Raw genomic sequence first — 14,592 nt, forward strand, 5'->3', positions numbered from 1 at the left:
TCCGGGTCGGGACCATCCGTGGCAGGCTCGACTCCATGTTCGTCACGACGCGCGCCGCGGGGCCGCGGAGCTTCTGCACGTCGTCGACGGGCTGCGCCTCCTCGTCCGGCGCGCCGGCGACCTTGCGGGCCGGGACCTGGGCGTAGGGGGCCGTGGCGGGCTGCGCGGTCGCGACCGGGTCGGCGGCGCGGACGGCCTCGGCCGCCGCGTTCACCTCGGGGTCGGCCGGCAGCGTCCGCGGCTGCGCGCGCTGGGTCGCCTCGGCGGCCGCCGACCCGTCCGTGACCGCGGCGGGCCGGGACTGCGGAGCCGGTCGCTCGGCGGCGCGGTCGCCGTCGTCGGTGCGGGCGGGCGCCGCCGGGGCGCTCGTGCGGGCCGCGCCGTTCGTCGGGGCGTCCGGACGCGCGGGCGCGGGCGCCGTGTCGTCCTCCGCGTCCTCGGCACGCTCTGCGGGCTTGTAGTCCTCGAAGAAGTCCCACCACGCGGGGTCCACCGCGTGCTTGTCCTGGAGGTACTGCTCGTAGAGCTCGTCGACCAGCCACTCGTTCGCTCCGAACACGGAGCTTGCGTCGCTGATCGCCTCTGACTCAGCCTTCGGGGACACGCGCGGATCGCCCACTTTCACCACAGGTCGCTGTCGGTCGAAGTCGTGTCGGCGCGCGACGGCGAGACGACGGCGCGCCCCGGCACGGACTCGTCCGGTACTGCTCCGGACCCTTCCAGCGTATGCCCTCGGGTGCTCGCTCGACCGTCGCGGCGGCAGGCGTCGCGGGTGAGTCGTGGCACGACGTCTGGCCGAGGCAAACGGGGTGCCACGACCGTGCTGTCTGCGGGCAAGATCCCGGGTTCTCAGGCCATCGCCGGGTATCCCGGGCGCCGGATGTGACCGAAATCACTACGAGACGCTCACCGTGCCTCGGGGTCCGTCCCCTCCGTGCCCGTCTCCGCGCCCGCCCCCGCGTCCGTGCCCGGACCCGCATCGGGCACGTGCCAGCGGCCGGGCAGCGTGACGCGCATCGTCGCGCCGTGCCGGGTGTCCGCGACCTCGACGCGTCCCCCGTGGAGGTCGACGGCCCAGCGGACGATCGCGAGGCCGATGCCGGTCCCTCCCGTCGAGCCCCCCGGCACCGCGTGCGCGCCCGTCGCGCTCGCGCGGGCGAAGCGCTCGAAGATGCGCTCGCGGTCCTCCTTCGCGATGCCCGGCCCCTCGTCGACGACCTCGATGACGACGTCGTCGTCCACCGGGTACGCCTCGAGCCGGATCTCCCCTCCGTGGGGGGAGTGGCGGATCGCGTTCTGCAGGAGGTTCACGACGACCTGGTGCAGGCGCTCGCGGTCCGCCTCGAGGACGAGGTCCGGCGGCGTCACGTCGACGACGTAGCGCAGCCCCTTCGCGGCGTCGACCATCGAGACGGCCTCGGCGTTCTCCTCGAGGAAGTCGCCGACGTCGATGCGCGTGATGTTGAGGTCGGCGGCCCCGGCCTCGAGCCGCGAGAGGTCGAGCAGGTAGGCGACGAGGCGCGTCAGGCGCTCCGTCTGGGCCAGCGCCATCTCCATCGTCGCGGGCGTGGGCTGCGTGACGCCGTCGACGACGTTCTCGAGCTGCGCCTGCAGCGCGGCGACGGGGGTCCGCAGCTCGTGCGACACGTTGGCGATGAGCTCGCGGCGCACCTGGTCGCTCGTGGCGAGGTCCTCCGCCATGACGTTGAACGCCACGGCGAGCTGACCGACCTCGTCCCGGCTCGTGGCCCGCACGCGGCGGCTGTAGTCGCCGTCGGCCATGGCCCGCGCGGCGGCCGTCATCTCGCGCAGGGGCGACGTCATGCCGCGCGCGAGGACCTGGGTGAGCAGCAGCGACAGGACGATCGCGAGCGGGAACGTCCGCGACGGGCCGAGCTGGTTCTGCAGGCCGATCCACGTGATGAGCACCGCGAGCGTGACCGTCGCGGCGACGAGCACCCCGAGCTTGATCTTCAGCGATCGCAGCGAGTCGAGCGGTCGCACGTCCGGCAGGTGCGGCCGCATCGCGTACGCGCGGTGCGGCGGAGGTGCGCCGGGCCGGTCGGCGCCGTCGGGGGCGGACGTCATCCGGCGGGAGGCTCGAACGCGTACCCCACGCCGTGCACCGTGCGGATGAGGTCCGCACCGAGCTTGCGGCGCAGGGCCTTGATGTGCGAGTCGACGGTGCGCGTGCCGCTCGCGTCGGCCCAGTCCCAGACCTCCGCGAGGAGGCGCTCGCGCGTGAGCACCGTCCTCGGCGAGCTCGCGAGCATGACGAGCAGCTCGAACTCCGTCGGCGTCAGATGCACCTCCTCGCCGGACCGGTGGACGCGGCGCTGCGCCTTGTCGATCGTCACGTCGCCCACGGCCATCGGCGGCTCGGCCGGCGTCGCGCTCGCCGCCTGGGCGGCGCGGTCGACGCGGCGCAGCAGCGCCTTGAGCCGCGCCACGAGCTCACGCATGGAGAACGGCTTCGTCATGTAGTCGTCCGCTCCCACGCCGAGCCCGATGAGCATGTCCGTCTCGTCGTCGCGCGCCGTGAGCATGAGGATCGGCACCGGCTGCTCGGCCTGGATGCGCCGCGTGACCTCGAGCCCGTCGATGCCCGGGAGCATGACGTCGAGCACGATGACGTCGGGCCGCAGCCGTTGCGCCGCGTCGACGCCGGAGAGCCCGTCGCGCGCGACCTCGACGCGCCAGCCCTCGGCGCTGAGCCGCTGGGCGATCGCCGTGGCGATCGCCGGCTCGTCCTCGACGACGAGGACCGTGGCGGTCTGCTGGCCGGGCTGGCCGCTGGATGGAGCGGGCGCCCGGTTCGCACCGGCAGCGGGACCGGACGGGAACGCGCTCGCTGACCTCGGATCTGCCATGGGACACAGCCTGGCACACGTCGGTCCAGGTGGGACGGATATCCCCGCGCACGTCCGGGGGGGCGCGGACGGCGCACGGCCGTGCGGGGGCCGCCGCGGTCGCTAGCATCGTGCGCACGATGAGAAGCAGAGGTCGATATCGGTGGAGCACCTCGTGCTAGGCGACTGGGCGATGGTCGTGCTCGGGGTGCTCCTCACCGCAGGCACCGCCGTCTTCGTGGCGAGCGAGTTCTCCCTGGTCACCCTCGACCCCGGCGTGGTCGGCGCCGGCGACGACGAGGAGGGGGACAGACCCGGCCGGGGCGGCGACCGGCGGGACCGCAGCGTCCGTGCGGGCATCCGGCACCTGTCGACCGAGCTGAGCTCGGCGCAGGTCGGCATCACCATCACGACGATCCTGCTCGGCTACACCGCCCAGCCGGCCCTGCTGGCGCTCGTGGGCGGCGCGCTGGGCCGCACGGCGCTCGGCGAGACCGTCGCCGCGGTGCTCGCGGGCGTCCTCGCGCTCGTCCTGGTCAACGTCTTCTCGATGCTGTTCGGCGAGCTGATCCCGAAGAACTACGCGCTGAGCGCGCCGTACGCGACCGCGCGCCAGGTGGTGCCCCTCCAGCGGCAGTTCACGCGGCTGTTCCGCCCGGTGATCGCGGTGCTCAACGGGTCCGCGAACGCGATCCTGCGCCGCGTGGGCGTCGAGCCGCGCGAGGAGCTGTCGGGCGCCCGCTCCGGGACGGAGCTGGCCGCTCTCGTGCGCCGCTCGGCCGCGGAGGGCACGCTCGACGTCTCCGTCGCCACGCTCCTGACGAACTCCATCGAGCTCGAGGAGCTGTCCGCGGTCGACGTCATGACCGACCGCATGCGCATGGTCGTCGTCGGGCGCGACGCGACCGCGGCCCAGGTCGTCGACGCCGCGCGCCGCACCGGGCACTCCCGATTCCCGGTCATCGGCGAGGACCGCGACGACGTGGTGGGCCTCGTGCACCTGCGGCGGGCGGTGGCGGTGCCCTACGAGCGCCGCCACGAGGTGCCCGCCGCCGCGCTCATGGTCGACGCGCCGCGCGTGCCCGAGACCGTGCGGCTGGGACCGCTGCTCGTCGAGCTGCGCGGCCTGGGCCTCCAGATGGCCGTCGTCGTCGACGAGTACGGCGGCACCGCGGGTGTCGTGACGCTCGAGGACGTCGTCGAGGAGCTGGTCGGCGACGTCGCGGACGAGCACGACCCGCGGCGCGCCGGCGCGTCCCGGCGCGCCGACGGGTCGTGGCTCGTGCCCGGCGTCATGCGTCCCGACGAGCTGACCGAGGTCACCGGGCTGCACGTCCCCGAGGGCGGGGCGTACGAGACGCTCGGCGGGCTCGTCATGTCCCGCCTCGGCCGGGTCCCCGAGCCCGGCGACGAGGTCCGCGTCGGCGCCGGCGCCGACCGGGTGGTCGTGCGCGTGGAGGTCATGGAGGGGCGGCGCGTCGAGCGGGTCGGCGTGCGGGCCGACGGCGAGGAGGACACCGCATGAGCTCGACGACGGCCCTGCTCCTCGGCCTGCTGCTGCTCGCCGGGAACGCGTTCTTCGTCGGCGCGGAGTTCGCGGTCATCTCCGCGCGCCGGTCCGCGATCGAGCCCCGCGCGGCGCGGGGCGACCGGCGCGCGCAGACCGTGCTGTGGGCGATGGAGCACGTGTCGCTCATGCTCGCGTGCGCGCAGCTCGGCGTCACCGTCTGCTCGACCGGGCTGGGCATCGTCGCCGAGCCCGCCCTCGCGCACCTCGTCGAGGAGCCCCTGCACGCGCTCGGGCTCAGCCCGTCGCTCGCGCACCCGGTGGCGTTCGTCGTCGCGCTGTCGGTGGTCGTGTACCTGCACGTCGTCCTCGGCGAGATGGTGCCCAAGAACCTCGCCGTCGCCGGTCCGGACGCGGCCGTCATGTGGTTCGGCCCGCCGCTCGTGTGGATCGGCCGCCTCCTGCGTCCGGTCATCGTGGCGCTGAACTGGCTCGCCAACCACGCGGTCCGCGCGACGGGGGTCGAGCCGCGCGACGAGGTGGCGTCGGCGTTCACGGCCGAAGAGGTGCAGTCGATCGTCGAGCGGTCGCAGGCCGAGGGCGTGCTGCGCGACGAGCAGGGGCTCCTCTCGGGCGCGATCGAGTTCTCGGAGCGCACCGCGGCAGAGGTGATGGTCCCGGTCGCGGACCTCGTCACCCTGGTCGCGGGCTGCACGCCCGACGACGTCGAGCGCCTCGTGGCCCGCACCGGCTTCTCCCGCTTCCCCGTGGTCGACGACGACGGCGCGCTCGTCGGCTACCTGCACGTCAAGGACGTGCTCTACGCGGACGAGGCGACGCGCTCGCGCCCCGTCCCGGGGTGGCGCGTGCGTCCCCTCGCGGTCGCGTCGCCGGGCGACGAGGTCGAGGACGCACTGCGCGCGATGCAGCGCTCCGGGGCCCACCTCGCGCGCGTCGACGGCGGGGACGACGGCACGCGCGGGGTCGTGTTCCTCGAGGACATCCTCGAGGAGCTCGTGGGCGAGGTGCGCGACGCCATGCAGCGCCGCCCGTACTGAGCGCCCGGGCCGGGCGGGCGCGGGAGGTGCGGCTGGCGGGACCGGGAGACCGCCGGGGAACCGTGGGCGACCGCGGCGACCGCGGTGAACCGTCTTACACGGCTGTGAGCAGGGGACTTGGAAACGTCCGAGGGCTTCGTTACTGTTCCGTGATTGATCGCCCCGTCGGGGCCGGTCGCACGAGCAGGTCCAGGACGTGGAGAGGCAGGTGGCGGGTGGAGTCGCAGGAGTCCGGCACCCCCGTCCTCGAGTCCCGCAGGGCCCGCCGCGAGGCCCAGCAGGGCACGCGTCGCTCCCGTCGCTCCCCGGCCCAGGTCCCGGGGTCGCACCGCTGGGCGCCGCGCATGGCCGTCCTCGGCACGCTCGCCGCCGCGACGATCGCGATGCCGCTGTCCGCGGGCGCCGAGGACGGTTCCGGCGGCGGGACCCCGTTCGACGCGGACGGAGGGCCGACGGGCCCCAGCGCCCTCGACCTGGCGACCGCGGGCTCGACCGCACCGGCGGTCTCCGAGAGCGTCGCCGCCGCCCCGCGCGTCGACCGCGGCGCCGCCGCCTCCCGCTCCTACGACCGTGAGCCGCTGCCCGGGTGCGACCCCGAGGTCCGCCCGTCCGGCACCAACGGCAACCTCGACCAGCACGCGCTGTGCGAGCTGTGGCAGCCGGGCGACTTCCTGCGCCCGGACGCGGCCGTCGCGCTGTCCGCGCTCAACGAGGCGTTCCGCGCCAACTTCGGTCGCGACCTGTGCCTCGTCTCGTCGTACCGCACGCTCTCGACGCAGGTGAGCCTCAAGGGCACGCGGGGGGCGTTCGCGGCCCGGCCCGGCACCTCGATGCACGGCTGGGGACTGGCCATCGACCTGTGCTCGATCGAGACCGGGTCCCGCGAGGTGTACGCGTGGCTCAACGAGAACGGCCCGACCTACGGCTGGGCGAACCCGCCGTGGGCGAAGCGCGGCGGTGGCGGCGCGTACGAGCCGTGGCACTTCGAGTTCACGCAGGGCGTCGAGGAGATGGGCGGGGCCTGACCCCGCGCCGGGGCCGGCGGCCCACCGGGCTACGGGCCCGGGAGCCGTTCGTTGCGCCCGAAGCCCTGGAGGAACCGGGGGCCCGACGCCGCGAGCTCGGTCTCGTAGCCGTCGCGCCAGCGGGCGAAGGGCCGGGTCGCGAGGGCGTCGTTGGAGAACCGCGGGTCGTCCGTGAGCTCCGTGACGCAGAACTCGGGGATCTGCAGGTCGGTCACGGGGCCGGAGCGTTCGCACTCCGCGACGACGAGCGGGTGGTTGGCGCCGCCGAAGACGTCGACGACCCAGCCGTCCCCGCCGAGCCAGACCGACCAGCGCGTCTTGGCGACGCGGGAGCCGCCGCGGCGGATCATCTGCAGCCCGACGGCCGTGTCGACGACGCGCTCGGCCTCGTAGCGCGTGCCGCCCGCCATGGGACCCTTGACGGTGAGGGTGCACAGCTCGACGGCCGAGGCGTAGGTCTCGAGGAGCGACACGGGGTCGGTCGCCGCGCTCATCGGGGCGTCCACGCCGGGCGCCGTCGCCCGCAGGCGCAGCGCGTACCCCTCGTCCGCGAGGTAGTAGCTCTGGACGACGAGCGCCGGGGCGTCGCGCAGGTCCTCGGGGAGGGTGCGCACGAGGAAGCGGCGCTCGAACTCGAAGTCGCCGTACCCGCCGTCGGTCATGGGGCCACCGTAGCGAAACTGGCCGTCCGGGGCGTCCGTGCGGGTGCCGCGGCGGGGGAGGCCGTGCCTCGGTGAGGCGGGCACGGGCAGGCGGGAGAGGTGCCCTCGATAGGATTCGAACCTACGACCTTCTGCTCCGGAGGCAGACGCTCTATCCACTGAGCTACGAGGGCGTGCGTGCGGACGTGACCGCTGGACGCGAGGCACGAGACTACCAGCACGGCCGGGGTGCTCCGAGCACGAGGGCGGGCGCGCGCGCGTCGGTAGGATCGTCGGGTGACCCCCGACGAGCTCTCCGAAGCGCTGAGCGCTGCCCTGGCCGCCGCCGTCGCCGACGGCACCCTCGCCCTGCCCACCGACGCCGTCCCGGCGTCGGTGCACGTCGAGCGACCCCGCCAGCGCGAGCACGGGGACTGGGCCACGAACGTCGCCCTCCAGCTCGCGAAGAAGGCCGGCACGACCCCGCGGGCGCTCGCGGACGACCTCGCGGGACGTCTGGCGGCGACGCCGGGCGCAAGGCGGTCGACGTGGCGGGCCCGGGCTTCCTCAACATCACGCTCGACGCGGCGGCGGCGGGCGAGCTCGCCCGCACCGTCGTCGAGGCCGGCGCCGCGTACGGGCGGGGCGACTCCGAGTCGGGCAAGCGCGTGAACCTCGAGTTCGTCTCGGCGAACCCGACGGGCCCGATCCACATCGGCGGCGTGCGCTGGGCCGCCGTCGGCGACTCGCTCGCCCGCGTGCTCGAGGCGAGCGGCGCCGAGGTCACCCGCGAGTACTACTTCAACGACCACGGCGCGCAGATCGACCGCTTCGCCCGGTCGCTGCTCGCGCGCGCCCGCGGCGAGGCGGCCCCCGAGGACGGGTACGGCGGCGAGTACATCACCGAGATCGCCGAGGCCGTCGTGGCAGAGGCGCTCGCCGCGGGCGAGCCGGATCCGCGCACGCTCCCGGACGCCGAGGCGCAGGAGGCGTTCCGCGCGCGGGGCGTCGAGCGGATGTTCGGCGAGATCAAGGCGTCCCTGCACGAGTTCGGGGTCGACTTCGACGTCTACTTCCACGAGGACGCGCTGCACGGGTCGGGCGCGGTCGACCACGCGGTCGAGCGCCTGCGCGCCGGCGGGCACGTGTTCGACAAGGACGGCGCGACGTGGCTGCGCACCACCGACTTCGGTGACGACAAGGACCGCGTGGTCATCAAGTCGGACGGCAACGCCGCCTACATCGCGGGCGACATCGCCTACTACCTCGACAAGCGCGAGCGTGGCTTCGACGAGGTCATCATCATGCTCGGCGCGGACCACCACGGGTACATCGGCCGCATGATGGCCGTGTGCGCGGCGTTCGGCGACGAGCCGGGGCGCAACCTGCAGATCCTCATCGGGCAGCTCGTCAACCTCGTCAAGGACGGCGCCCCGGTGCGCATGTCGAAGCGCGCCGGCACGGTCCTGACCATCGACGACCTCGTCGGCGCGGTCGGCGTCGACGCCGCGCGGTACTCGCTCGCGCGCTCGTCGGCCGACTCGAGCATCGACCTCGACCTCGACCTGCTGGCCCGCGCGACGAACGAGAACCCCGTGTACTACGTGCAGTACGCGCACTCGCGCACCGCGGCGGTGGACCGCAACGCGGCCGACCGCGGCGTCGCCCGCGCCGACGGGTTCGACCCGTCGCTGCTCGACCACCCGTCGGAGGCAGCCCTGATCGGGCGCCTCACCGAGTACCCGCGGATCGTCGCCCAGGCGGCCCAGCTGCGCGAGCCGCACCGCGTCGCCCGCTACCTCGAGGCGCTCGCCGGGGACTACCACACCTGGTACCAGCAGAAGGACCGTCGTGTCCTGCCGTACCCGGACGAGGAGGTCACCGACACCCACCGCACGCGCCTGTGGCTCAACGACGCCGTGCGCCAGGTCCTCGCGAACGGCCTCGGTCTGCTCGGCGTGTCCGCACCGGAGCGCATGTGAGCGCCGCCGAGCTGCCCGGCCACCCGGGCGAGCCCTGGTCGAGCGGCGTGCGGCGCCGCGAGGACGGCGAGCTGGAGGTCGCGGGCGTCGGCGTGCACGCGCTGGCGGCCGAGCACGGCACGCCCGCGTACGTCCTCGACGAGGCCGACTTCCGCGCCCGGGCGCGCGCGTACCGGACGGCCTTCGAGACCGCCTTCCGCGCGGTCGGCACCGACGTCGACGTCTACTACGCCGGCAAGGCGCTGCTCACGGTCGCGGTCGCGCGCTGGGCGCGCGAGGAGGGCCTGCGGGTCGACACCGCGTCGGGCGGCGAGCTCGCCGTCGCGCTGCGCGCCGGGGTGCCCGGCGCCGAGATCGGGCTGCACGGGAACAACAAGTCCGACGCGAGATCGACCGCGCGCTCGAGGCGGGCGTCGGCCGCGTCATCGTCGACTCGCTCGCCGAGGTCGAGCGCGTCGCCGCGGTCGCCGCGGCGCGGGGGACGGTCGCGCCGGTGATGGTGCGCGTGACCACGGGCGTGCACGCGGGGGGCCACGAGTTCATCTCGACCGCCCACGAGGACCAGAAGTTCGGCCTCTCCGTCGTGGCGCCGGCCAGCCCCGACGGCCACGGCGTCGACGGCCCCTCGCCCGCGATGGCGGCGCTGCTCGCCGTCGTCGCCCGCCCCGAGCTGCGCCTGCTGGGCATCCACTCCCACATCGGGTCCCAGATCCTCGACCCGGCCGGGTTCGAGGTCGCCGCGCGCGCCGTCCTCGAGCTGCGCGCCGACCTCGCGGCGCGCACCGGCGTCCTCGTCGACGAGGTGGACGTCGGCGGCGGGTACGGGATCGCCTACCTGCCGGGGGAGTCCGCGCTCGACCCCGCGCACGTCGCGACCGACCTCGCGCGGGCCGTGGCGGAGGCCGCGCGCGACCTCGGCACGCCGCTGCCGCGGTTCTCCATCGAGCCGGGCCGGGCGATCGCCGGGCCGGCGGGCCTCACCCTGTACACCGTGGGCACGGTCAAGCCGGTCACCCTCGCGGACGGCCGCGTGCGGACGTACGTCTCCGTCGACGGCGGCATGAGCGACAACATCCGTCCCGCGCTCTACGACGCGCAGTACCACGCGGAGCTCGTCGGCCGGGCGTCCACGGCGGAGCCCGTGCTCGCGCGCGTGGTGGGCAAGCACTGCGAGAGCGGTGACATCGTCGTGCACGAGGTCATGCTGCCCGGTGACGTGCGCACCGGGGACCTGCTCGCGGTGCCCGCGACGGGTGCGTACGGCCGGTCCATGGCGTCGAACTACAACCTGCTGACGCGCCCGCCCGTCGTTGCGGTCGCCGACGGGTCCAGCCGGGTGCTCGTGCGTCGCGAGACCGTCGAGGACCTGCTCGCGCTCGACGTCGGCTGACGTCCCGCGGCCGACCCGTGGGCGTCGTCGCCGCCGCGGTCCGGGTGACCCGTATCCTGTCCGCTGCGGTGCCCGCGCCCGGCCGTGGCGCGGTCCCGCGCCGCCCCGTCCCGTCCCCTGAGGAAGGTCCGTCGTGCCGTCGTCTGCCGCCGTGTCCCGCCCGCCCCTGCGCGTCGCCCTCCTGGGCTGCGGCGTCGTCGGCACGCAGGTCGCGCGGCTGCTGACCCAGGGCGCGGACGACCTCGCCGCCCGGGTGGGCGCGCGGCTCGAGCTCGTCGGCATCGCGGTGCGCGACGCGTCGGCGCCGCGCGACCCCGTCGTCGACCGCGCGCTCCTCACGGAGGACGCGGAGGCGCTGGTCGAGCGCGCCGACATCGTCGTCGAGGTGATGGGCGGCACCGAGCCGGCCCGCGCGCTCCTGCTGCGCGCGATCGGGGCGGGCGCGCCGTCGTCACCGCCAACAAGGCGTTGCTCGCCGAGGACGGCCCCACGCTCTACAGGGCGGCCGACGAGGCGGGGGTCGACATCTACTTCGAGGCCGCCGTCGCCGGCGCATCCCCATCGTCCGGCCCGTGCGCGAGTCGCTCGCCGGCGACCACGTGCGGCGCGTGCTCGGGATCCTCAACGGCACGACCAACTACGTGCTCGACCAGATGACGACGACGGGCGCCGATCTCGCCGACGCGGTCGCCGAGGCGCAGCACCTCGGTTTCGCCGAGGCCGACCCCACGGCCGACGTCGAGGGCTACGACGCGGCGGCCAAGGCGGCGATCCTCGCGAGCCTGGCCTTCCACACCCGCGTGTCGATCGAGGACGTCGCGCGCGAGGGCATCATGTCCGTGACCGCGGACGACGTGGCGTGGGCCGCGCAGACCGGCCACGTCATCAAGCTCCTGGCCATCGCCGAGCTGCGCGACGGGTCGGACACCGCCCGCGCGGGCGTGTCCGTGCGCGTGCACCCCGCGCTCGTCCCGACCGTCCACCCGCTCGCGAACGTCCGCGGCTCGTTCAACGCGATCTTCGTCGAGGCCGAGTCGGCGGGGGAGCTCATGTTCTACGGCCGCGGTGCCGGCGGGGCCCCGACCGCGTCCGCGGTGGTCGGCGACGTCGTCTCCGCGGCGCGTCACCGCGTGCTCGGGGGCAAGGGCCCCGAGGAGTCCACGTACGCCGAGCGGCCCATCCTCCCGCCGAGCGCCGCGGTCACGAGGTACCAGATGCGCCTCGACGTCGAGGACCGTCCGGGCGTCCTCGCCCAGGTGGCGCTCGCGCTGGCCGAGCACGGCGTGTCCATCGAGGCCGTCCGCCAGCCCAGCGCGCCCGAGGCCGAGGCGGCCGAGGGCACCCAGGTGCCGCCGCGCGGCGTCGCCCAGCTCGTCATCACCACCCACACCGCGCCGGAGTCGGCGCTCGCGGCGACCGTCGAGGTCGTCGCGGGGCTCGAGCCCGTCCGCACCGTCACGTCCGTCCTGAGAGTCGAGGGAGCCTGATGGCCCAGCAGATGGCCCACCAGTGGAGGGGCATCATCGCCGAGTACGCCGACCGCCTGCCCGCGCACGTCTCCGAGCGCGTGGTCACCCTCGGCGAGGGCGGCACGCCGCTCGTCGAGGCACCCGCGCTGTCGGAGCGCACGGGCGCGCAGGTCTTCGTCAAGGTCGAGGGCATGAACCCCACGGGGTCCTTCAAGGACCGCGGCATGACGACGGCGATCTCCGCCGCCGCCGCACGCGGGGCGAAGGCCGTCGTGTGCGCGTCGACGGGGAACACGTCGGCGTCGGCGGCGGCGTACGCGACGCGCGCCGGGATGCTGTGCGCCGTCCTCGTGCCGGACGGCAAGATCGCCATGGGCAAGCTCAGCCAGGCGATCGCCCACGGGGCGCGCCTGCTCCAGGTCGACGGGAACTTCGACGACTGCCTCGTCGCCGCGCGCAAGCTCGCCGAGACGCACCCCATCGAGCTCGTGAACTCGGTCAACCCCGACCGCATCGAGGGCCAGAAGACGGGCGCGTTCGAGGTGGTGGACGCGCTCGGCGACGCGCCCGACGTCCACGCGCTGCCCGTCGGCAACGCCGGCAACATCACGGCGTACTGGAAGGGCTACCGCGAGTACGCGGGCCAGGGCGCTCCGGGGCACCCGGGCGACGGGCTCGCGCCGGTCGCGACGCGCGTGCCGCAGATGTGGGGCTTCCAGGCCGCCGGCGCCGCGCCGATCGTCGCCGGGCACCCCATCACCGAGCCGGAGACCATCGCGACGGCGATCCGCATCGGCAACCCCGCGTCGTGGGAGCTCGCGGAGGCGGCGCGGGACGACTCGGACGGCGTCATCGAGGCCGTCACGGACGAGCAGATCCTCGCCGCGCACCGTGTGCTGTCGAGCGAGGTGGGCGTCTTCGTCGAGCCGGCGTCGGCGGCGGGCGTCGCCGGGATCCTGGCGCGCGCCGAGCGCGGGCTCGTGCCGGCCGGCGCCCGGATCGTCGTGACGGTGACCGGCCACGGGCTCAAGGACCCGCAGTGGGCCCTGCGGACGGCCGACGGGAGCGAGGTCGTGCCCACGCGGGTGGGTGCCGACGTCGTGTCCATCGCCGACGCGCTCGGGCTCGGCTGATGCAGCTCGGCGCCGACCACGTCCGGGTCCGCGTCCCCGCGACGAGCGCCAACCTCGGGCCCGGCTTCGACGCCCTCGGGCTCGCGCTGGCCCGTCATGACGTGGTCGAGGTGCGCGCGCTCGCGAGCGACGAGGTCGTCGTCGACGTGGAGGGCGAGGGCGCGGGCGAGGTCGCGGGGGACGAGTCGCACCTCGTCGTCCGCGCGCTGCGCGAGGCGCTCGACGCGGCCGGGGCGCCGCGGACCGGTCTGCACCTGACCTGCGTCAACCGCGTCCCGCACGGGCGCGGCCTCGGGTCGTCCGCGGCGGCGGTCGTCGCGGGGATCGTGGCGGCGCGCGCGCTCGTCGCCGACCCGGGGGCGCTCGACGACGCGACCGCGCTGCGGCTCGCGAGCGCGATCGAGGGCCACCCCGACAACGCTGCGCCCGCCCTCCTCGGCGGCGCCACCGTGGCCTGGGTCGGCGGGGGAGCGGACGGGGGCGCGCGCGCGGTGCGGCTGGACGTGCACCCGGACCTGCGCGCGACCGTGCTCGTGCCCTCCGCTCGCCTCGCGACCAGCCGCGCGCGCGGTGTGCTGCCGCCGACCGTGCCCCACGCGGACGCCGCCTTCAACGCCGGGCGCGCCGCGCTCCTCGTGGAGGCGCTCACGCGCCGGCCCGACCTGCTGCTCGAGGCCACCGAGGACCGGCTGCACCAGGGGTACCGCGCCGACGTCATGCCGCGTCGACCGAGCTCGTCGCGGCGCTGCGCGCCGAGGGGCTCGCGGCCACCGTGTCCGGCGCGGGGCCCACCGTGCTCGTGCTGTCGGACGCCGGGCGGGCGGAGCGGGTGCTGGACGTGGCGTCCGGTCTGGTCGGCGGGATGGCGGACTGGTCGGTGCAGCCGGTCGACGTCGACGCCCGCGGCGTCGTCGCGGAGCGGCTCCGGACGCCCTGACCCGTGGTGCTACGATGAGGCCAGCCTTCGGTCATGCTCTCCCGCTCCGTCGGACCTCGTCCTCCTCGACGTCCCGCTCGATCGAGCCAGAGCCATCCGTGAGAAGGCCATCCAGCCCACGTCAGATGACGTCGTCGTACCACTGACGCGTGGTAACACCTGCGCTCCGGCCGTCACGCGCCGAGCGTCGACCACCCGCGGCCCACCCTCTGAGAGGTGGGCGCAGACGAGGGGGAAGGGTCCTTCGTGACAGACACCATCGACACCGCCACGAGCAGCGCGACAGGTGCGTCCGCTGCCGGCGGGAACGCCCGGAGCGGCGCGCTGAGCACGCTGCGCCTCCCGGAGCTGCAGGCGCTCGCGTCGCAGCTCGGGGTCAAGGGCACGTCCAAGATGCGCAAGAGCGACCTCGTGGACGTCATCCGCGCCCGCACCGGTGAGCAGAGCGCGCCCTCGCGCCCCGCCGGCGACGCCGCGCAGCAGGCCTCCGCGCGACCGACGCCCCCGGACGCGGCCGCAGCCGCCGCGCCGACCGGCCCGCGAGCGCCGCGGCCGAGACGACGACGGCCCCGGCGACGACGGCGACGAGCGCGGCGCGACG

At 75.2% G+C, this 14,592-nt stretch carries 8 protein-coding genes, 1 tRNA gene and 5 pseudogenes; 9 read left to right on the forward strand and 5 right to left on the reverse strand.

Annotated features, from left to right (window positions below):
* The 3 genes and pseudogenes from kgd to BJF88_RS14125 form a co-directional block, all read right to left on the reverse strand.
* Positions 1 to 559 (reverse strand): annotated as a pseudogene (gene kgd, locus BJF88_RS14115) (multifunctional oxoglutarate decarboxylase/oxoglutarate dehydrogenase thiamine pyrophosphate-binding subunit/dihydrolipoyllysine-residue succinyltransferase subunit); the annotation flags it as partial.
* 347 nt (positions 560 to 906) lie between these two features.
* The gene (locus BJF88_RS14120; protein ID WP_255372044.1) at positions 907 to 2,025 is read right to left on the reverse strand and encodes a cell wall metabolism sensor histidine kinase WalK; all 1,119 of its coding nucleotides are present in this window, start codon (positions 2,023 to 2,025) and stop codon (positions 907 to 909) included.
* A gap of 59 nt (positions 2,026 to 2,084) precedes the next feature.
* On the reverse strand, positions 2,085 to 2,870 hold the full coding sequence (locus tag BJF88_RS14125; RefSeq protein ID WP_075829281.1) for a response regulator transcription factor: 786 nt from the start codon (positions 2,868 to 2,870) through the stop codon (positions 2,085 to 2,087).
* A gap of 154 nt (positions 2,871 to 3,024) precedes the next feature.
* Between BJF88_RS14125 and BJF88_RS14130 the strand changes: the two genes are divergently transcribed.
* The 3 genes from BJF88_RS14130 to BJF88_RS14140 all read left to right on the forward strand — a co-directional run bounded on the left by BJF88_RS14130 (position 3,025) and on the right by BJF88_RS14140 (position 6,439).
* A complete protein-coding gene (locus BJF88_RS14130; protein WP_075829285.1) occupies positions 3,025 to 4,374 on the forward strand; it encodes a hemolysin family protein in 1,350 nt (449 codons plus the stop codon).
* Positions 4,371 to 5,414: a hemolysin family protein gene (locus tag BJF88_RS14135; protein WP_075829282.1), complete on the forward strand. Its 1,044-nt coding sequence runs from the start codon at positions 4,371 to 4,373 to the stop codon at positions 5,412 to 5,414. Before BJF88_RS14130 ends, BJF88_RS14135 begins: the two co-directional genes overlap by 4 nt.
* Positions 5,415 to 5,629: 215 nt before the next feature.
* Positions 5,630 to 6,439, forward strand: a complete 810-nt coding sequence (locus BJF88_RS14140; protein WP_075829283.1) for a D-alanyl-D-alanine carboxypeptidase family protein — start codon at positions 5,630 to 5,632, stop codon at positions 6,437 to 6,439.
* Positions 6,440 to 6,468: 29 nt separating this feature from the next.
* Here BJF88_RS14140 and BJF88_RS14145 read toward each other — a convergent pair whose 3' ends face one another.
* Positions 6,469 to 7,101: a hypothetical protein gene (locus tag BJF88_RS14145; protein ID WP_075829284.1), complete on the reverse strand. Its 633-nt coding sequence runs from the start codon at positions 7,099 to 7,101 to the stop codon at positions 6,469 to 6,471.
* Between the two features lie 100 nt (positions 7,102 to 7,201).
* Positions 7,202 to 7,274: transfer RNA gene (locus BJF88_RS14150), tRNA-Arg, on the reverse strand.
* A gap of 103 nt (positions 7,275 to 7,377) precedes the next feature.
* On the opposite strand from BJF88_RS14150, the pseudogene argS reads away from it, so the two are divergent.
* The 6 genes and pseudogenes from argS to BJF88_RS14180 all read left to right on the forward strand — a co-directional run.
* Positions 7,378 to 9,062: pseudogene (gene argS / locus BJF88_RS14155) on the forward strand (arginine--tRNA ligase).
* Positions 9,059 to 10,452: pseudogene (lysA, locus tag BJF88_RS14160) on the forward strand (diaminopimelate decarboxylase). The pseudogenes argS and lysA overlap by 4 nt, the downstream one beginning before the upstream one ends.
* Before the next feature lie 151 nt (positions 10,453 to 10,603).
* Positions 10,604 to 11,939 (forward strand): annotated as a pseudogene (locus tag BJF88_RS14165) (homoserine dehydrogenase).
* Between the two features lie 11 nt (positions 11,940 to 11,950).
* Positions 11,951 to 13,054 (forward strand): threonine synthase, encoded by a 1,104-nt coding sequence (gene thrC, locus BJF88_RS14170; protein WP_075829286.1) that lies wholly within the window; start codon positions 11,951 to 11,953, stop codon positions 13,052 to 13,054.
* Positions 13,054 to 13,991, forward strand: a pseudogene (thrB, locus tag BJF88_RS14175) (homoserine kinase). The gene thrC and the pseudogene thrB overlap by 1 nt, the downstream one beginning before the upstream one ends.
* A gap of 246 nt (positions 13,992 to 14,237) precedes the next feature.
* Positions 14,238 to 14,592, forward strand: a 355-nt coding sequence (locus tag BJF88_RS14180; RefSeq protein WP_187346229.1) for a Rho termination factor N-terminal domain-containing protein, incomplete at its 3' end; no start/stop codon positions are given.

The sequence above is a fragment of the Cellulosimicrobium sp. CUA-896 genome (assembly GCF_001942335.1).
GTDB lineage: Bacteria > Actinomycetota > Actinomycetes > Actinomycetales > Cellulomonadaceae > Cellulosimicrobium.